The 18,361-nt window shown below is 66.2% G+C and carries 20 protein-coding genes and 1 pseudogene; 12 read left to right on the plus strand and 9 right to left on the minus strand.

Annotated elements, in window-relative coordinates:
* The 6 genes and pseudogenes from G3N92_RS18470 to G3N92_RS18495 form a co-directional block, all read right to left on the minus strand.
* Positions 1-361: pseudogene (locus G3N92_RS18470) on the minus strand (hopanoid biosynthesis associated radical SAM protein HpnJ); the annotation flags it as partial.
* Positions 362-533: 172 nt separating this feature from the next.
* On the minus strand, positions 534-701 hold the full coding sequence (locus tag G3N92_RS18475) for a hypothetical protein (RefSeq protein ID WP_206128975.1): 168 nt from the start codon (positions 699-701) through the stop codon (positions 534-536).
* 87 nt (positions 702-788) lie between these two features.
* Positions 789-1,307, minus strand: a complete 519-nt coding sequence (locus G3N92_RS18480) for a nuclear transport factor 2 family protein (RefSeq protein ID WP_241014872.1) — start codon at positions 1,305-1,307, stop codon at positions 789-791.
* A gap of 89 nt (positions 1,308-1,396) precedes the next feature.
* Positions 1,397-2,014, minus strand: coding sequence for a hypothetical protein (locus G3N92_RS18485; RefSeq protein WP_206128977.1), 618 nt, complete (start codon positions 2,012-2,014; stop codon positions 1,397-1,399).
* Positions 2,015-2,062: 48 nt separating this feature from the next.
* A complete protein-coding gene (locus G3N92_RS18490) occupies positions 2,063-2,839 on the minus strand; it encodes a molybdopterin-dependent oxidoreductase (RefSeq protein WP_206128978.1) in 777 nt (258 codons plus the stop codon).
* On the minus strand, positions 2,839-3,432 hold the full coding sequence (locus tag G3N92_RS18495) for a cytochrome b/b6 domain-containing protein (RefSeq protein ID WP_206128979.1): 594 nt from the start codon (positions 3,430-3,432) through the stop codon (positions 2,839-2,841). Before G3N92_RS18495 ends, G3N92_RS18490 begins: the two co-directional genes overlap by 1 nt.
* A gap of 714 nt (positions 3,433-4,146) precedes the next feature.
* Here G3N92_RS18495 and G3N92_RS18500 point away from each other — a divergent pair.
* Positions 4,147-5,241, plus strand: coding sequence for a hypothetical protein (locus tag G3N92_RS18500; RefSeq protein ID WP_206128980.1), 1,095 nt, complete (start codon positions 4,147-4,149; stop codon positions 5,239-5,241).
* Positions 5,242-5,259: 18 nt separating this feature from the next.
* On the opposite strand, the gene G3N92_RS18505 is transcribed toward G3N92_RS18500, so the two are convergent.
* Positions 5,260-6,213, minus strand: coding sequence for an AraC family transcriptional regulator (locus tag G3N92_RS18505; RefSeq protein ID WP_206128981.1), 954 nt, complete (start codon positions 6,211-6,213; stop codon positions 5,260-5,262).
* A gap of 131 nt (positions 6,214-6,344) precedes the next feature.
* Between G3N92_RS18505 and G3N92_RS18510 the strand changes: the two genes are divergently transcribed.
* The 11 genes from G3N92_RS18510 (at position 6,345) to G3N92_RS18560 (ending at position 15,923) form a co-directional block, all read left to right on the plus strand.
* Positions 6,345-7,271, plus strand: coding sequence for a PhzF family phenazine biosynthesis isomerase (locus G3N92_RS18510; RefSeq protein WP_206128982.1), 927 nt, complete (start codon positions 6,345-6,347; stop codon positions 7,269-7,271).
* Positions 7,268-7,786: a RidA family protein gene (locus G3N92_RS18515; RefSeq protein WP_206128983.1), complete on the plus strand. Its 519-nt coding sequence runs from the start codon at positions 7,268-7,270 to the stop codon at positions 7,784-7,786. Before G3N92_RS18510 ends, G3N92_RS18515 begins: the two co-directional genes overlap by 4 nt.
* Positions 7,787-7,848: 62 nt before the next feature.
* On the plus strand, positions 7,849-8,601 hold the full coding sequence (locus tag G3N92_RS18520) for a transporter substrate-binding domain-containing protein (protein WP_206128984.1): 753 nt from the start codon (positions 7,849-7,851) through the stop codon (positions 8,599-8,601).
* The gene (glnP, locus tag G3N92_RS18525) at positions 8,598-9,254 is read left to right on the plus strand and encodes a glutamine ABC transporter permease GlnP (RefSeq protein ID WP_206128985.1); all 657 of its coding nucleotides are present in this window, start codon (positions 8,598-8,600) and stop codon (positions 9,252-9,254) included. Before G3N92_RS18520 ends, glnP begins: the two co-directional genes overlap by 4 nt.
* Positions 9,251-9,979 carry a glutamine ABC transporter ATP-binding protein GlnQ gene (glnQ, locus tag G3N92_RS18530; protein ID WP_277396182.1) on the plus strand — a complete coding sequence of 243 codons (729 nt, stop codon included), beginning with the start codon at positions 9,251-9,253 and terminating at the stop codon, positions 9,977-9,979. Before glnP ends, glnQ begins: the two co-directional genes overlap by 4 nt.
* A 16-nt stretch (positions 9,980-9,995) precedes the next feature.
* Positions 9,996-11,213, plus strand: coding sequence for a serine hydrolase (locus tag G3N92_RS18535; protein WP_206128986.1), 1,218 nt, complete (start codon positions 9,996-9,998; stop codon positions 11,211-11,213).
* Positions 11,214-11,255: 42 nt separating this feature from the next.
* Positions 11,256-12,146 carry a LysR family transcriptional regulator gene (locus G3N92_RS18540; protein WP_206128987.1) on the plus strand — a complete coding sequence of 297 codons (891 nt, stop codon included), beginning with the start codon at positions 11,256-11,258 and terminating at the stop codon, positions 12,144-12,146.
* A 134-nt stretch (positions 12,147-12,280) separates the two neighbouring features.
* Positions 12,281-12,952, plus strand: a complete 672-nt coding sequence (locus tag G3N92_RS18545; protein ID WP_206128988.1) for an epoxyqueuosine reductase QueH — start codon at positions 12,281-12,283, stop codon at positions 12,950-12,952.
* A 279-nt stretch (positions 12,953-13,231) separates the two neighbouring features.
* On the plus strand, positions 13,232-14,215 hold the full coding sequence (locus G3N92_RS18550) for a DUF1852 domain-containing protein (protein ID WP_206128989.1): 984 nt from the start codon (positions 13,232-13,234) through the stop codon (positions 14,213-14,215).
* A 26-nt stretch (positions 14,216-14,241) separates the two neighbouring features.
* A complete protein-coding gene (locus G3N92_RS18555) occupies positions 14,242-15,270 on the plus strand; it encodes a methionine synthase (RefSeq protein ID WP_206128990.1) in 1,029 nt (342 codons plus the stop codon).
* Between the two features lie 143 nt (positions 15,271-15,413).
* Positions 15,414-15,923, plus strand: a complete 510-nt coding sequence (locus G3N92_RS18560; RefSeq protein ID WP_206128991.1) for a flavin reductase family protein — start codon at positions 15,414-15,416, stop codon at positions 15,921-15,923.
* 30 nt (positions 15,924-15,953) lie between these two features.
* Here the strand turns inward: G3N92_RS18560 and G3N92_RS18565 are convergent, their stop codons facing one another.
* Both G3N92_RS18565 and G3N92_RS18570 read right to left on the minus strand, forming a co-directional pair.
* Positions 15,954-17,426 carry a methylenetetrahydrofolate reductase C-terminal domain-containing protein gene (locus G3N92_RS18565; protein ID WP_241014874.1) on the minus strand — a complete coding sequence of 491 codons (1,473 nt, stop codon included), beginning with the start codon at positions 17,424-17,426 and terminating at the stop codon, positions 15,954-15,956.
* A 94-nt stretch (positions 17,427-17,520) separates the two neighbouring features.
* The gene (locus G3N92_RS18570; RefSeq protein WP_206128992.1) at positions 17,521-17,808 is read right to left on the minus strand and encodes a hypothetical protein; all 288 of its coding nucleotides are present in this window, start codon (positions 17,806-17,808) and stop codon (positions 17,521-17,523) included.
* Between the last annotated feature and the right edge of the window lie 553 nt (positions 17,809-18,361).

The following is an 18,361-nucleotide window of genomic DNA, read 5'->3' on the forward strand; positions in this document are numbered from 1 at the left end:
TCGCGTCCGAGGCCGTCAGCGAGTTGTGCGGATCGACGGCCACCTTCGCGCCCACCATGCCGACCAGCACCGAAGGCTTGCGCTGCTTGAGGTCCTGCGCGAAGTTCGCGTCGGTGGGGAACGACGGGGTGCTGGTGTGGATGATGACGAGGTCGTATTCGACGGCGATCTTCAGCGTGTCTTCCACCGACAATTCATCGGCCGGCGCGTCGAGCACGCGGCTGCCGGGCACGAGCGCGGCGGGCTGCGCGAGCCAGGTCGGATACCAGAACGAGCGGATTTCGCGCTTGGCCTGATAGCGCGAGCCGGCGCCGCCGTCGAAGCCGTCGTACGACGGCGCTTGCAGGAACAGGGTTTTCAGAACGCCGGCGTGCGGCGGGAGATCGGCGGTGCGGCGGGGGGAGGGAGTCTGTGACATGCCTTCGATTCGCTTGCATTGGCGGCGCTGGATGGGAACAGCGTGGGCGCGCCGCAGGGGTTTCGCGATCGTACGAAACCGAAGCTGAAGGCAAGCTTAAGGCGGAAGGCGATGCTCAGGGCGCGTCGCCGGCTTCGCGCCGCGCGGGCAGCCACGGGGCGGCGGGCGAATCGGACGATGCGAGCGTGGCATGCAGCGGTGCGCCGGGCGCGATGGTCAGCAGCGAGCTTGCGCCGAGCGCGAACAAGGTGGCAAAGGCGGACAGCAACAGGCGCAGGGTCATGGATACCTCCCGTGAACATTTCTTTCAATCAGGTATCCACTATGCACACAGTCGGCTTAAGCGAAGCTTAGAAGCGCTGACGAATCGTCAGCGCGACACGGTCTCGTAGAGCAGCTTGCGCGCCGGCGGCGTGCCGTCCATCGGGAACAGCTTGCGCGACCGGATGCGCCATCCGGCTTCCGTTCGCACGGCTTCCCAGCGATTGACCAGCACGCGGAAAATCTCGTGGCCGCGCGACAGGCCATGGTTCGGCAGCAACGTTTCCGCGCCGTTGCGGTTGAAGCGCACCAGCATCAGATACGACGTGACGACGGCCGTGTCGCCGTCCAGTTCGATGCGCGGCAGGTTGCCGAAATGCGCGAGGCCGCCGGACAGCGCGGCCTCGTGCGCCTCGCTCTCGACGAGTTCGATCAGCTTGTCGCGACCCAGTGCACCGGGTGCGGCGGTACCGCGATCGAACGCGGCGTCTTCCGTGTAGAGCGACGAGAAGAACGGGCCGTAGCCCGTGTCGGCGCTCAACGGGTGCGCGGCGATCAGGTCGTAGATCGCGAGCTTGTCTTCGACGAGCGCGAGGCGTTGCTCGATCGTGGTTCGCGAAAGCGTCAAGGCGGATTCCTCGTGTTCGTTGTTCGTTATTCGCTGTCGAGCTGCGGGCGGCATCGTGCCGGATCGTGCACGCAGGCCGCCCGACGCGATTACATCGGCGGCGCGACGCCGTCCTTTTCGACCACGACGAATTGCGCGTCGTAGCCGCCGCCGCTCTTGGCGGGCGCGGCCACCACGAACACCTTCTTGCCGGCCGTCAGGTCGGCGCGCGTGGCGGGGATCAGCGTGACGACCGGCGCGGTGGTCGGCACCGTCACGGTGTTGTTGCCGCCCTTGTACGACAGCTTCAGATCGCGGCCGTTGGTGCCCTGCACGACCGTGTCCACGTTCGCGTTGGTCATCGAGCTGTTCGCGCCGAGATCCCACGGATGATGGCCTTCGCCCATGCCGCGCGCGGCCTCGGGGAACACCAGCACTTCCTTGGCGACGAGCTTGCCGTCCGGGCCGGGCATCGCGGCCGCGCCCACGTAGGAACCGGGCTTGATGTCGGAGAGCTGGATCGCCTTGACGGCGTTCACCTGCGACGCGTCGGCCAGCTTGAGCGCGACCGTGTCGCCGCTCTTGCGATGGACGGTCAGCGTGTTGTCGGCGAGCGAGACGACTTCGCCGCGGATCCGTTGCGGCTTCGCCGCCGGGGTTTGCGCGAAGGCGCTACCGGCCAGCGTGAGGGCCACGACGGAAGCGGCCAGCTTGATACGGAAGGACATAAGGACTCCGAGGGTAATGCGATGGAAAAGGCTGGCGAGGCGAATCGGTCAGGATCCGCCGAACCAGTTGTAGCCCTGGTTTTCCCAGTAACCGCCGGGAAAGGCGTTGGTGATCGCGATGCCGACGATGTGTTTCGCGTTCTTGTAGCCGAGCTTGGTCGGCATCCGCAATTTCATCGGGAATCCGTACTTGGGCGGCAGCACCTGGCCGTCGTAGGACAGCGTGAGCTGCGTTTGCGGATGCAGCGCCGTGGGCATGTCGATGCTGGTCCAGTAGTTGTCGGCGCAATGCAGCGCGACGTATTTCGCCGTGGTGTCCGCGCCGGCCAGCAGCAGGAAATCGGCGAAGCGCACGCCGCCCCATTTGCCGATCGCGCTCCAGCCTTCGATGCAGATGTGGCGCGTGACCTGGCTGTGCTGCGGCAGCGCGTTCAGCTCGCGCAGCGTCCAACTGCGCTGGCCTTTCACGAGCCCCGTCAGTTCGAGCCGGTAGCTGGCGGCGTCCACGTCCGGCACCTGATCGATGTCGTAGAACGCGTTGAACGGGAACGGCCGCGTGATCATCGAATCGGGGTAGGTCGGCGCGAGCTTGCCCGGATCGAACAGCAGCGCCTGCGCCCGGTCGTTGAGCGTGGACACCTTGCGCAGCATGGCTTCGATCGAGGCGCCGTCGGTCGGGCTGCAGCCCGTCAGCAGCGCGAGGCCGCCGAGGCTCAGGATCCGCTTGCCGAACAGGCGTCGCGATTCGGACGTCAATGCGTTATGGGCGTCCTTGACGATGGAGGCCGCGTCGAGCGCGGGCGCGGGTGGTTTCGTGCGGATCATCAGCGGCCCCGGATCATCGTCAGCAGCGAGCGCGGCACGAGCGCCACCATGGCGATATGGATGACGAAGAACGCCGCCAGCCCGCTCATCGCGGCGAAGTGCACGATGCGCGCCGTGTCGTAGCCGCCCATCAGCGTGCGCAGCAGCGGGAACTGCACGGGCTTCCAGATCGTCAGGCCGGACAGGATCACGAGCGCGATGTCGGCGATCACCAGCCAATAAGCGAGCTTCTGCACCGCGTTGTAGCGGCGCGGATCGGCGTGGCCGAGCTTGCCGCGCAGGGCGGCCCACAGGTCGGCGGCGACCGCGCGCGGGTTCAGCGGCAGCAGCGTGCGGTGCAGCCGCCCGGTCAGCAGGCCGAGCGCCAGATAGGCGGCGAAGTTGGCCACCAGCAGCCACATCACCGCGAAGTGCCATTGCAGCGCGCCGCCGAGCCAGCCGCCCAGCGTGATGGCCGTGGGGAAGCGGATGGCGTCGAACAGCGGCGACGCGTTATACACCTGCCAGCCGCTCATGCACATGAGCACGACCGACGCGGCGTTGATCCAGTGGAACGCGCGAACCCAGCCCGGATGAATCGTCGAATGGTTCAAGATAGTCTCGCGATCGGCGCCCGCTGCGGCGAGGCTGCCGATGTTTGCGCGGCAACGTGCCGTCGAAGGCGTCAGGATCGCGTGCGTGGCGGGGCGGCGGTATCGGTCGAATGTCCGATGCGGGGAGGGCGGAGGTGTCGCGGGGCGCGCGCGGGCGCTTTAAGTATGGCTTAAGCATCGGCGGCTCATAATCGCACCCGATGTACGCACTGTAACGGTGGGAGTCGTGTTGACGGAGAGGGATGGCCTGTAGGACTACGGCAGCCATCCATCGAAACGGCGCAGCTCTCTTGGGCCCGGTCAATGACCGGGCTTTTTTTTATTCGGCGCCGGTAGATCGAATTCGAGCGTCAAGCTTGCTCGATCGGCCGGCGAGCAATGCAGGGATCCGGAATCGTCCACGAATCGTGCAGATCGTTGGTTGTTTCCGATCGTCAGCGGACATCGTCGCTCCGCGGCTTCGGACGACGCTGGAAACCGATGGCGGAACGGATTCGGCGTCCGGCATGCAAAAGGCGCGCGAAGCTTTTTTGCACGATGCATGATGCGGTCAGGCCCGCGCACACGGCCGATACATCTCTGCACGCGCGCGAACAAAAGACGACACATGCCGCGGCGCGGCGGCGCTAACCTGACCGCCGCGGCGTGTCGAGGGCCGCACGAATTTCGGAGACGGCTGCGCGCCGCCATCTTTCGACGAGAAACAGGGCCGGGATGATCGACACGAAAACAGTCCGCGCCGCGAGCCGCGCGAGTTTCCTCGCCTTCATCGCATGGCTGCCTGCCGCCGCCCAGGCCGGCGATATACCGAATCCGTCCACGCCATCGGCCGTCCGTCCGGCGTTGCAGCCGAAACGGCTCGATATCCCGCCGCGTCTGCAATGGCGAGAGAACTTCGGCTATTGCGGCGAGGTCGCCATGCTGTCGGCGGGTCTGTATTACGGACAGTACATGTCCCAGTACGATGCGCGCGCCATCGCCAGCCCGACCACGCCGCAATACCGGAGCAGCAGCCAGCTCCTGCTCGGCGTGAATGACGCGGCGGCGGCGGCGGGGATGCATCTGAAGTCGATCGCATGGCATGACGGCGAGGGCGCGGATGCCGCCAGCTTCCTGACGTGGGTGAAGCGCAACGTGGCCCGCGATTATCCGGTCCTGATCGGCGTGTACACGAACCATCAGGCTTTCGACGGTTCCGACGACGCTCGCGCCGGCGACCCCGAATACGACCATATCGTGCCGGTAGTGGGCATCGCATCGAGGAACGGCTTCGCGCCGGGCGCGCCGTATTCGGGCGAGGATCGCGTGCAGTTCAGCGACAACGGCCTGTGGGCGCCGGCGGGCCGGCCGACCTATCTGTTCAGCGAGACCTTCGACGCGTTCCAGAAAAGCCGCGCGCAGGCCAATGCGCGCTCGGCCGGCCCGTATTCGCTGGCGAAACAGGGCGCCCATTACGGTATCGCCATCACCGGCGTGGCGGACGAGGATCGCGAAACCGTCCCGGTGCGGGTGGCGGTCAGCCGCAACGACGAGACGCCGGACATCGCCGCCGGCTCGGGCCAGCGTCCGCCGGCCATCCCCCTGACCCTGACGGTCGAGGTGTCGGGGCTGGAGGCGGGGGTGAACTACAAGCTGTATCGCTACGATCGCATGGAATCCGTGCCGGATCGCGCGTTCAACGCGCATGCGGGGCAGGCCGCCAAGCAGTGGGACATCCGTATCGCGTCGGGCACGAGCTATCGCGTCACCGAACAGATCGAGTCGAACCGGATCGCCGTCTATCGGGCGGTTCGCGCCGATGCGCGGTAGACATGCCGGGTGGCCAGGTCACATGCCGGCCGCCCGCCCCGCGACGCGCCCCTTCGCCTTCCCCCGCAATTCCGACGGCGAATGCCCGCCGACCCGCCGCATCGCGTGCGCCAGCGCCGCGCCGCTCGCGAAGCCGACGCGGAACGCCACCTCGCCGATCGGCAGATCGGTTTGCGTCAGCAACTCGCATGCGATCCGGTAACGCACGCGCTGCTGGAATTCGCCGATCGACAGCCCCGTCCGCTCCCGAAACAGGCGCGTGATATGCCGGCGCGATGCGCCGAAGCGCTGTTCGAGCGCATCGAGCGGGATGTCCCGGTCCACGTGCGACGTCACGTAGGCCTCGATGTCGGCGACCAGCGCCATGCCGTGTTCCGCGGGCGACCGCCCCGACTCCTCCTGCCCCGAAATGACCTCGCCGATGCACTGCATCAGCAGCGCCGCCGCCAGCGCCTGGCGCGTTGCCTCGTTGCCGTACGCGCCCAGGTCGGCGCGCAGCGACAGATCCTGCAGATTGCGGATCGCGGCGGATTTGCGCAGCAGGATGGGTTTGCGCGTGCGTCGCCGAAACGCATCGAGCGATCCGACGCCGGTATCCAGCCTGCGCAGCGCGTCGGGCGTCACGTAGAGCGCGACATGCGTGTGGGGCGCGCAGGCCGCGCGCGTCTGGTGCGCATGCTCGGCGGGCATCACCGCGAAGCGGTCCTGCGACAGCCAGATCCCGGCGCGCCGGTCTTCGTGCCGGATCTCGACCGCGCCGAGGCTCGGCAGGATGAACATCAGGCAGTCGTGCCAATGCCACGGCATGGCGTAGCTGCCGCGTCCGGTGAGCGTCGCGCAGCCGTCACCCGCGGTGACGAGCAGGGATGGGTCCGCCGGCCGGCTGACCTCGTTGAACGAACGCAGCATCACTGATCTCCCATTCGACCCGAATAAGGGCACGAATCCGTTCCGCGCAGCATAGCAGTACAAAAACCGGCCGCTGGCACGGCATGGCCCGTTCGATCAAGTGGCCCGGCCCGCCGGGACGCGCGCCGCGATAGGGATTTCCGTAACCTGAACGGATGGAAATTCAGGCCCCGGTCGGCGGGGCGCACGGCACCATGACCCAGCACCACGCAGTCGAACTCGTCCACGTCTTCGCCGCCGCGCCCGGCGGCGGCAACCCCGCGCCCATCGTGATCGATGCCGAGGGCATGACCGATGCCGGGATGCAGGCGGTCGCGCAACGTTACGGCCACGAGAGCGGCTTCGTCATGCCGGCGCCGGCCGATTCGGGCTGCGACTTCGAATTGCGCTTCTGGGTGCCGAACCACGAGATGTCGATGTGCGGCCACGCCACCGTCGGCGCGGTCTGGCTGCTGCACCGCCACGGCCGCCTGCGGCGCGACTCGCTGCGCCTCCTGACGCGCAGCGGCCCGGTGCGCGCACGCATCGCCGGCGAATCGGACGACGGCGCGGCGGTCGAGATCTCGCAGCCGGCGGGCAGCGTCGAAGCGCTGGACGATCGGCGCACGCGACGCGCCATTCTCGACGTGCTCGGCATCGCCGAGGCGCAACTGGCGCCGTTGCCGATCCAGAACGCCTGCACCAGCCGCGTGAAGACCTTGATCCCGCTCGCCAGCGTCGCCGATCTCGACGCGCTGCAGCCGCGCTTCGATCGGATCGAGGCGCTGTGCGCGGACATCGGCTCGACCGGGCTCTACCCGTATGCCGCCTTCGACGCGACGCGGGCCATCTTCGATGCGCGGCAGTTCCCGCGCGCCTCGGGGTATCCCGAGGACGCGGCCACCGGCATCGCGGCGTCGGCGCTGTCGTTCGGATTGCTCGCCAACGGTGCGGTCGACGCATCCGATCGAACGATCACCATTCGTCAGGGCCGCGCGATGCGGCGCCCGTCGCAGATCGCCGTGCGTTTCAGTTTCGCCGACGGCGATCGACGCGGCGCGCCGGACGGCTGCTGGCTCGGCGGACGCGTCGGGATCGAACCGGTCGAAAGCGCCGAAACGCAGCCGGGGTCGCCGTCATGACGCCCGATCTGGCGCACCGGCTCGCGCGGCTCGGCCTCGCGCTGCCCGAGGCGCCCGCGCCGCGCGGCGCCTACGAGCGCGTCGTGATTCACGACGATCTGGCCTACGTCAGCGGCCAGGTGTGCCGGATCGACGGCGGCGTGATCGCCGGCCCGGCGAGCGACACGACGCCGCCCGAGACGATCCGGCACGCCGCGCACACCTGCGTGCTGCGCGCGCTCGCGGCGCTGAAGGCCGAGATGCCGGCCTCGCACGGCTTCGATCGCACGCTGTTCCTGCGCGGCTTCGTTCATGCCGCGGCCGGCTTCGCGTACCACGGGCGCGTGCTCGACGAGGCCTCGACGCTCCTGCACGCGCTGTTCGGCGCGCGCGGCCGCCATGCGCGATCGGCTGTCGGCGTCGCCGGGTTGCCGGATGGCGCGCTGCTCGAGATCGAGCTGGTCGTCGCGCTGGCGCGCCGGCCCGGCGACGGCCACATCGAACCGGCGGGACGGAACACGTCCCGGCCCGCCTGACATCCCGTCCGCCATCGATCGGCACACCCGACCCGCAACGACCACCCAACGTGGAGAAGACCATGAATCGTCGTCAACTTTTGCAACTCGGCCTTGCCGCGGCGCCCGTCGCCATGTTGTCCCGCGCGGCGCGCGCGGACGACGCGGCGCTCGTGATCGGCTCGAACGTCGGTGCGCCGCCGTTCGCCTACAAGGACGGCAGCGGCTATTCCGGCTTCGACGTCGAAGTCTGGGCCGAGCTGGCCAAGGGGATGAAGCGCACCTGGCGCCTGCAGCCGATGGAGTTCGGCGCGCTGCTGCCGGCCTTGCAGACCGGCAATCTGGACGCGATCGTGTCGCAGCTCTTCATCAAGCCGGAACGCCAGAAGGTGATCGATTTCTCGATGCCTTACTACAAGAGCGGGCTGATCTCGGTCACCCGCATCGACAACACCAGCATCCGCTCGCCCGCCGATCTCGCCGGCAAGCGCATCGGCACCGAAACCGGCACCGTGGCGGTGGGGTATATCCGGGAGCACTTCAAGGACGCGACGATCGACCAGCTGCCGAGCATCAACAATGCGCTGCTCGCGCTGCTGGCGGGCCGCACCGATGCCGTGGTGTACGACAAGCCGCTCCTGCTCTACTACGCGAACACCGCGGGCAAGGGCAAGGTGCGCGTCGTGCAGCCGCCGCTGGAAGGGCTCGACGTCGGAATCGGCTTCCGCAAGGGCAGCCCGCTGGTGGCCGCGGCCAATCAGCAGCTCGCCGCCATGAAGGCCGACGGACGGCTCGATGCATTGAACCGCAAGTGGTTTGGAGCGCGCTCGGAATGAACTTCGACTGGGCGGCCATGCTGGCCGCATTGCCCGATCTGATGCAGGGCCTTCGGCTGACCGTGCTGATCGCGCTGGCGGGCCTCGCCGGCGGTCTCGTGCTCGGCGTGCTCGCGGGCGTGGCGCTGACCTACGGCGGGCGCGCCGCGCGCCTGCCCGCGCAGTTGTACGTCGCGCTGATCCGCGGCACGCCGATCGTCGTGCAGGTGATGTTCGTCTACTTCGCGCTGCCGATCATGATCAACGTGCGGATCGGCGGGACCACCGCCGCGATCATCACGCTGATCGTCAACGCGGGCGCCTACCACGCCGAGATCGTGCGCGGCGCGCTCGACGCCGTGCCCGGCGGGCTGCGGGAGGCCGGGCTCGCGATGGGCCTGCCGTTTCATCGCGTGCTCGCCCACGTGATCGCGCCGATCGCGATGCGGCGCGCGCTGCCGGCGATGGGCAACCAGTTCGTGAACCTGGTGAAGGACACGTCGATCTTCCTCGTGATCGGCGTGGGCGAACTGACGCGGCGCGGCCAGGAAATCATGGCCGAGAATTTTCGCGCGGTGGAAATCTGGACCGCCGTGGCCTGCATCTATCTGCTCGTGATCAGCCTGCTCGCGCTGGGCTTGCGAGTACTTGAACGGAGAGTCCGCCTGAGATGAGCATGATCGAATTCCAGCAGGCATCGAAACGGTTCGGGCAGCACCTCGTGCTGCATCCGCTCGATCTCGCGGTCGAGCGCGGCGAAGTGGTGGTGATCGTCGGCCCGTCCGGTTCGGGCAAATCCACCATGCTGCGCTGTATCAACGGGCTCGAAACGCTCAGCGGCGGCGACCTGCGCGTGGACGGCATCAGCGTGCTGGGCAGCACGCGCGACGTGCGGCGCATCCGGCTCGAGGCGGGCATGGTGTTCCAGCAGTTCAACCTGTTCCCGAACCTGACGGCGCTGCAGAACGTGATGTTCGGGCCGATCCGCGCGCGCGGCAAGTCGCGCGCCGAGGCCGGCGACATCGCGCGCACGCTGCTGCGCAAGGTGGGCCTGGCCGAACGGATGAACCACTATCCGTCGCAGCTTTCGGGCGGCCAGCAGCAGCGCGTCGCGATCGCGCGCGCGCTGGCGATCCAGCCGAAGCTGATGCTGTTCGACGAACCGACTTCCGCGCTCGATCCCGAGCTGCGCGAGGAAGTGCTCAAGGTCATGCAGACGCTCGCGGCGGAGGGCATGACGATGGTCGTCGTCACGCACGAGATGGGGTTCGCGCAGCGGGTGGGCACGCGGCTGCTGTTCATGGAAGCGGGCCGGCTCGTGCACGACGGCGAGCCGTCGCAGTTGCTCCGCGCGCCGCCCAGCGAGCGCTTTCGCGATTTCCTGCGGCACATTCACTGATCTCCATTCACAGCTCATGACGCCTTCCCGATTCGAACAGGAGTACGGATTTCGCCGCGACGCGGTGCGCCAGGACAACTGGCGCGACGCGCCGTGGAATGTCTGGGCCTTTCGCCACCTGCACGAGGTGATTCCGGCGGCGCGCATCGCCGCCGCATCCGGCCTCGCCGAAACGGCGCCGGTGGATGCCGGCGCGCTGGCCCGCGAAACGCTGACGATCGACGGCGAGCCGCGCACGGTGGAGGCGATCCTGCGCGACACCTGCACCGACGGCTTGACCGTGATGCGCGCGGGGCGCGTCGTCGCCGACTGGCTCGCGCCGAACTTCACGCTGCAAAGCCGCCATATCCTGTTTTCGGCCAGCAAATCGGTCGCGGGGCTGCTCGCGGGCGTCCTGCACGGCGAGGGGCGGCTCGACCCGGATGCGCCCGTCGCGCACTACGTGCCGGAGCTGGCGCCGTCGGCGTTCGGCGACGCGCGCGTGCGGCACGTGCTCGACATGCGTACGAGTCTCGCGTTCGACGAGGATTATCTCGATCCGCACGGCCTCTATGCCCGATACCGCCGCGCCGGCCTGTGGGATCCGCGGCGCGACGGCGAGCCGCGGGAAACCGTGATCGATCTGCTGGCGGCGTTACCCAAGGGCGCGGGCGAGCACGGCGGCCCGTTCCATTACTGTTCGCCCAATTCCGACGTGCTCGGCCTCGTGATCGAGCGCGCATCGGGCCAGCGCTACGCGGATTTCGCGTCCGCCCGGTTGTGGCAGCCGCTCGGCCTGCGCGCCGACGGCTGCGTGACGGTGGACATCGCCGGCACGGCCCGTTCGGGCGGCGGCCTGTGCATGGCCATCCGCGATCTCGCGCGGATCGGCGAACTCGTGCGGCAGGGCGGCGCAATCGACGGGCGGCGGATCGTCCCGCGCGCGTGGATCGACGACACGCTCGACGGCGGCAGCGTCGAGGCCTGGCGCAACGGCAGCTTCGCCGATTGGCTGCCCGACGGACGGTACCGCAACAAGTGGTATCGCACGGGCGGCGCCGACAGCGCGTGCTTCGCCATCGGCATTCACGGCCAGTGGCTCTACGTCGACCCGACGAGCGAGACGGTGATCGCCAAGTTCTCGGCGCAACCCATGCCCACCAGCCACGAACTCAAACGGCTGAATCTCGCGCTGTTCGAGGCCATCGCGACGATGGCCCGAGGCACGCCGCCGCGATCGCGAGTGATGAAGTAATATCTATGAATCTCAATAGATCATGAATTTCATTCATTTATCATGCTTGATCGTATTCACTTGTCCATCGTGCAGGAGGTGGAAAGGCAAGGCTCGCTGACCGCGGCCGCCGGCGTGCTGCACGTCACCCAATCGGCCCTGAGCCACAGCATGAAGAAGCTGGAGCAGCAGCTCGGCACCGATATCTGGCTGCGCGAAGGCCGCAGCCTGCGCCTCACGCAGGCCGGCCAATACCTGCTGGCGGTGGCCAACCGCGTGCTGCCGCAACTGAATCTGGCCGAAGAACGGCTGCGGCAGTTCGCGCAGGGCGAGCGGGGCGCGCTGCGCATCGGCATGGAATGCCACCCGTGTTACCAATGGCTGTTGAAAGTCGTGTCGCCGTATCTGGCCGCGTGGCCGGACGTGGACGTGGACGTCAAACAGAAATTCCAGTTCGGCGGCATCGGCGCGCTGTTCGGCTACGAGATCGATCTGCTGGTCACGCCCGATCCGCTCGACAAGCCCGGCCTGATATTCGAACCGGTGTTCGACTACGAGCAGGTGCTGGTGGTGGCCGGCAACCACAAGCTGGCCAAGGAGCACTACATCGCGCCGAAGCAGTTGAGCAACGAAGTGCTGGTCACCTATCCGGTGCCGATCGACCGCCTCGATATCTACAGCATGTTCCTCACGCCGGCGGGCATCGCGCCCAAGCGCCACAAGCCGATCGAAACCACCGACATCATGCTGCAGATGGTGGCCAGCGGCCGCGGCGTGGCGGCGCTGCCGCGCTGGCTGGTGCTCGAATATGCCGACAAGATGGATGTGGTGCCGGTGCGTCTGGGCGAACACGGTATCGCCAAGCACATCTACCTGGGCGCGCGCGAGGCGGACGTGGGGATCGACTACCTGCGCGCCTTCATCGACCAGGCGAAACGGCACGGGGTGGCGTGAGGCGTCGCGGCGGCCGTCCATGAGCGGCATTCATGGAAACATGAAAACTTATCGCTGTTCATCCGCCCGCCGCGAAGGCGACAATCCGGGTTTGCCCAGTTCGACGAACGCGGGCGTTTTCCACGGCACGTCTCATGGCATCCACGATCGAACGCAAGCCATTGGCTTTACCGGGCGGGCACAAGAACGTGCTGCTGCATTCCTGCTGCGCGCCGTGCTCGGGCGAAGTGATGGAAGCCATGCAGGCGTCCGGCATCGATTTCACGATCTTCTTCTACAACCCGAATATCCACCCGTTGAAGGAATACGAATTACGCAAACAGGAAAATATCCGGTTTGCCGAACAATTCGGAATTCCGTTCATCGACGCCGATTACGACCGCGATAACTGGTTCGAGCGTGCCAAGGGCATGGAAAACGAACCGGAACGCGGGATTCGCTGCACCATGTGTTTCGATATGCGATTCGAACGCACCGCGTTGTATGCGCATGAACACGGGTTTCCCGTGATTACCAGCTCATTGGGTATTTCGCGCTGGAAGAACATGCAGCAAATCAACGATTGCGGTGTGCGCGCGGCCTCGCATTATCCCGGCATGCTGTATTGGGAATACAACTGGCGCAAAGGCGGCGGCTCGGCGCGGATGATCGAAATCAGCAAGCGCGAAAACTTCTACCAACAGGAATATTGCGGCTGCGTGTATTCGCTGCGCGATACCAATCGGCATCGCGTGGAAAGCGGCCGCGAGCGCATTCAGCTCGGCGTGAAATTCTACGGCGACGACGACTCGGCGATCGAGCCCTGAGTTCGTCGTCACGCCAACAGCCAACCCGCACCGCTTGCCTCTCGGTCGCCGCGCTTCGGCGCAGGGCCGAGCGCGCGCGCTTGGCCGGGCGGCCGATTCGACGCGGCTAGCCAAGCAGCATGGGCATCAGTTCATGAACGAATCTAATGGTTCGATGAAGTAATTTCACTTTTTTTCATGGATGGCCTGACTTAAGATTTGCCGAATCACGGATTCCGTGAAATGCGCCGGATGTACCGCCGGCGCATTTCATTCAAAAAATCAGGGCGCAGGATCAAAATGAGCAACGACTTCAAATTTTCCATCAAGAGCATTCGCTTCGACGAGGATTATCGTCCGGCCGAAAGCACGCGTATCACCACCAATTTCGCCAATCTGGCGAGAGGGGAGAGCCGTCAGGAAAATTTGCGCAATACCTTCAGGATGATCGACAACCGCTTCAATGCCCTGGCGCATTGGGATAATCCGAAGGGCGACCGTTACAGCGTCAACCTCGAAATCATTTCCGTTGAAATGAGCGTCGATGGCGAAAGCGGCGAGCATGCGCTGCCGTTGATCGAAGTGCTGAAGACGAGCATCGTCGATCGCGTGACCGGCGAGCGCATCGAAGGCATCGTCGGGAATAATTTCTCGTCCTACGTGCGCGATTACGATTTCAGCGTGCTGCTGCTCGAGCACAACAAGAACCGCGCCGGATTCAGCGCGCCCGAGGATTTCGGCGATCTGCACGGCAAGCTGTTCAAGAGCTTCGTGAGCTCGGATGTCTACAAGGCCAACTTCAAGAAGCAGCCGGTCATTTGCCTGAGCGTGTCGAGCAGCAAGACGTATCACCGCACGGCCAATCAGCACCCGGTGCTCGGCATCGAATACCAGCAGGACGAATATTCGATGACCGACGAATACTTCAAGAAAATGGGCCTGAAGGTGCGTTACTTCATGCCGCCGAACAGCGTCGCGCCGCTGGCGTTCTATTTCACGGGCGATCTGCTCGGCGATTACAGCGATCTCGAACTGATCGGCACCATCAGCACGATGGATACGTTCCAGAAGATTTACCGGCCCGAGATCTACAACGCCAATTCCGCCGCGGGGAAATCCTATCAACCGAGCCTGAAGCACCAGGATTTCTCGTTGACCCGGATCGTCTACGACCGGGAGGAACGCAGCCGGCTGGCCATCGAGCAGGGCAAGTTCGCCGAGGCGCATTTCATCAAGCCGTACCAGGCTGTTCTCGAGCAGTGGTCCGCCACCTGCGCGCTTTGATCAATCAAAACACAAGGTCATCTATTGTGAAGAAACTGTTGCCCACTTCAACCGCCGGCAGTTTGCCCAAACCCTCCTGGCTCGCGCAGCCCGAAACGCTGTGGTCGCCCTGGAAGCTGCAGGACGAGGGCTTGATCGAGGGTAAGCAGGATGCGCTGCGATTGTCGTTGCAAGAGCAACAACATGCCGGCATCGATATCGTCAGCGACGGCGAGCAAACGCGTCAGCATTTCGTGACGACGTTCATCGAGCACCTCGACGGCGTCAATTTCGAGCACCGCAAGACCGTCCGGATTCGCGATCGCTACGATGCGAGCGTGCCGACGGTGGCGGGCGCGGTGGCGCGCAAGAAGCCGGTGTTCGTCGAGGACGCCAAGTACCTGCGCCAGCAGACCAAGCAGCCGATCAAGTGGGCGCTGCCCGGCCCGATGACGATGATCGATACGCTGTACGACGATCATTACAAGAGCCGCGAGAAACTGGCCTGGGAATTCGCCAAGATCCTGAATCAGGAAGCGAAGGAACTCGAGGCCGCCGGCGTCGACATCATTCAGTTCGACGAACCGGCGTTCAACGTGTTCTTCGACGAAGTCAACGAGTGGGGCGTGGCCACGCTGGAAAAGGCCATCGAAGGGCTCAAGTGCGAAACCGCCGTGCATATCTGCTATGGCTACGGCATCAAGGCCAACACCGATTGGAAGAAGACGCTCGGATCGGAATGGCGGCAGTACGAGGAAGCGTTCCCCAAGCTGCAGCAATCGAGCATCGGCATGGTTTCGCTGGAATGCCACAACTCCCACGTGCGGATGGAGCTGATCGAACTGATCCGCGGCAAGAAGGTGATGGTGGGTGCGATCGACGTGGCCTCCAATACCATCGAAACGCCGGACGAAGTGGCCAACACGCTGCGCAAGGCGCTGCAGTTCGTCGATGCCGACAAGCTCTACCCGTGCACCAACTGCGGCATGGCTCCGCTGTCGCGTGCGATCGCCCGAGGCAAGCTGGAAGCCTTGAGCGCCGGCGCGGAAATCGTTCGAAACGAACTCTCGAACTGATTTCGCGTTGAACGCGGACGCGATTCCCGGGGAACCGGCCGCGATCCGCCGGGCCACGATTGCCGGGGCGCGACAGCGCACCCCGGCAGTCGCGGCCCGGATACGAACTCGGCTCGCATGTCATCCGCCTTCTCTTCGCCACCATGTCACTTCTCAGTACTGCCATCGATCCCTTGCGCTTTCGCGACGCGCTCGGCCACTACGCATCCGGTATCACGGTGATCGCGTCGCACGTCGACGGCGAGCCGATCGGCTTCACCTGCCAGTCGTTCCATAGCGTGTCGATGCGCCCGCCGCTGGTGTCGTTCAACGTGATGTCCGGCTCGGCCAGCTACCCGAAGATCCGGCGGGCGGGGCGTTTCGTCGTCAATATCCTGTCGGACGAACAAATCGGGATCTCGAACCAATTCGCGCGGCGCGGCACGGACAAGTGGCACGGCGTGGCATGGCGGGCCTCGCCGCTCGGGAATCCGATCATCGCCGGCAGCCTGCATTGGCTCGACTGCGAGCTTCATGCGGAATACGAAGCAGGCGATCACCTGATCGTGATCGGCGAGGTGAAGGCGCTCGACGTGCCGGCGGCGGTGGCCGCGCAGCCGTTGCTGTATTTCAAGGGGCAGTACTGCAACCTCGCCGTGCACGACGCGGTGTGAGCGCTGCGCCGGCCGCCATCGGGCCGGCGCTCAGGTCTCGCGATCCGGTTCGGGGTCGTGCGGCGAATCTTCCGTTTCGAACCATTCGGGCCAGGAACTGCGGTGCCGCTCGCCCGCTTCGATGCCGGGAATCAGCGTCTGCGCCAGCACGGCCAGTTGATCGGCCGATTTGGCGATCCGGTATTTGACGCCGTGCACGCACTCCCGATCGCCGAATTCGCAGCGATTGAGCCGGGTGCCGCCGCAGGGGCCGTTCGCCAGGCCTTTGGGGCAGGTTTCCGGGCACACGTAGAGCGTGTCCTGCAAACGGCAACTGCCGCAGGTATCGCAGCCGACCAGCGGCCGTTTGACCGCGCGTTCGGCGGCATGCAGCGCCTGCGCGCCCAGGCCGGTCTTCCAGACCGGCCGCGTCACGGCCCAGCCGAACGCTTGGCCGAGCCATCCGCCGCGATCGAACAGTTGATCGTGCAGCTTCGACAGCAACGTGTATCGCAGCCGCTCGCGGCGCGTGGCGGCCACGTCGGAGCGGCCCCTTTCCCAGGCGTCGAGCACGGGCGCGAAGGCCACCGGCGACGCGCCCGGCATGTGCCAGCTCGCCTGCCATCGCGCGTGCCATTCGGTCAACGAACGGATGCTGTCGCGCTGCTCGGCGATCGCGTCTTCCAACGCGATCAGTTCGTCCAGGGCATGCACGCCGGACAGATGCACGCCGGCATAGCCCATCCATTCCAGGCCCACGATCTGCAACGCCAGACGCTGGAGGCTGCGTGCCTCGGCCACGGCCTGCGAGATCTGCCGCTCTCTGGCCAGGAACGCGTGCATGGATTCGGTGACGATGACGCCGGGCACGCCCTGCAGAAGATCCGCGCGTCTGGCGTTCAGTTTCATCACGCAGGCCAGCATGGGTTTCGCGCGAGGCTGGGCGCGCATCCAGGCCTGCGCCTCGCGATGCTTGGCGGCGTCGAAGCCCAACTGCAGGGTAAGAAAATCGGCGCCGGCCAGCAGCTTCTTCTCGGCCTTCAGATACTGCGCGCCGCCTTCTTCCTCGCGATATTTGAACGGATTCAGCGCCGCGCCCAGCAGCCAGTCCGGGCCGTGTTCGCGGGCGATCCGCAGCGCGGGCACCGATTCCAGATAGCGCACGGGCGCCTGGCCAGGCTGGTGGCCGGGCAGGCGATCGCCGCTGAGCAGCAGCAATTGCTTCAGGCCTCGTCCCTGCATCGATTCCATCTGACGCAGCAAGTCCGCACGCTCGCGGTCCTTGCCCGAAAAGTGCAGCAGCGACGAGGCGGGCGCGCCCAGGGCATCGGCGCCTGCCAGCGGGCTCATGTCGGCGTGATGGCCCACGCGATCGGCGAAGGCCGGCAGCAGCGGCCCGCCCGCCAGATGCCCGCGCTGCACGATGCGTTCGAGCGCAGCCAGCCGCGGCGTGGCGGGGTGAGGGACGATCTCCAGCACGCAGACGAAGCGCCGTTCGTCGAGTGCCTGTTGCAATGCGTTCAAGCCGGCCCGATACCGTGCGAATCGGCTCGGCATGGTTGCCGCGCCGCCAATATTCTCCGAGCTTCCGTGGGGCGGAAGCGGCGCGTGGGCCCGCTCACAGCGCGGCTTCGATACGAGCGAACAGATCGGCGTCCGCCGCCTCCGCACGCTGCTCGATCTCGCGGTGATCGCTCGCGTCGGGCCAGGAATCGGCGAGCGCGCCTTGCGCGTCGGCGCTCTTCACCCAGGCGCAGGCGACCTCCATCAACGCGATCCGGTCGTGCTTCAGCCAGCGCGCCGCGGCGATCCGGCCGATTTCTTCGTAGAGCGCCCAGCACGATTCGTCGTCGCGCTCCAATGCAGCGACCAGCGAGGCGACGGTGACGGCTTCATGTGCGCTCATCTTGTGTGCGCCTGGCGCAACCGATGGGCGTTGGCGTGTCAGTCCCGTTGGCGGCTCGCGTACGGCGGCGAAGTTTGAAAGTGGTAGCGATGATAAGACGGCGGCCTCGTTGGAAACAGTGGCATTAATTCATGAGTCGATTAGGTTTTTTCATGTGTTGCGGTGCCGCGCCCGTGGCTCGCACGAACGCGCGGCTCGTGCCGCGGCGAGGCCGCCGAGCCGATGCGCGAAGGCCGGGCTGCGCAGGGCGGGCGCGGATGGCGTGGCGGGCGTCGAGGTGGCGCGGATCGTCCCGTGCGCGATACGCCGCGGCGCGCGCCGCGACTGGCATACTGCGTCGCTGGTTTCGACCGATTTGCATAAATCAAGGACAACAACACGATGAGGATGAATCGAACGATCGCGCGCGGCCGTCGCGCGATGTGGGCCGCGCTGCTGGCCGGGGGCGCGGCGGCGGGCATGGGTCAGGCCGCCGGCGCGGCGCAGGCCGGCATTCCGCTCGGGCCGCCAGACGTCTTGATGGCGTCGGGGCACCGAGCCGGGGCGCTCAACC

This window comes from Burkholderia sp. Ac-20379 (assembly GCF_017104645.1).
In the GTDB taxonomy this organism is placed as follows: Bacteria; Pseudomonadota; Gammaproteobacteria; order Burkholderiales; family Burkholderiaceae; genus Burkholderia.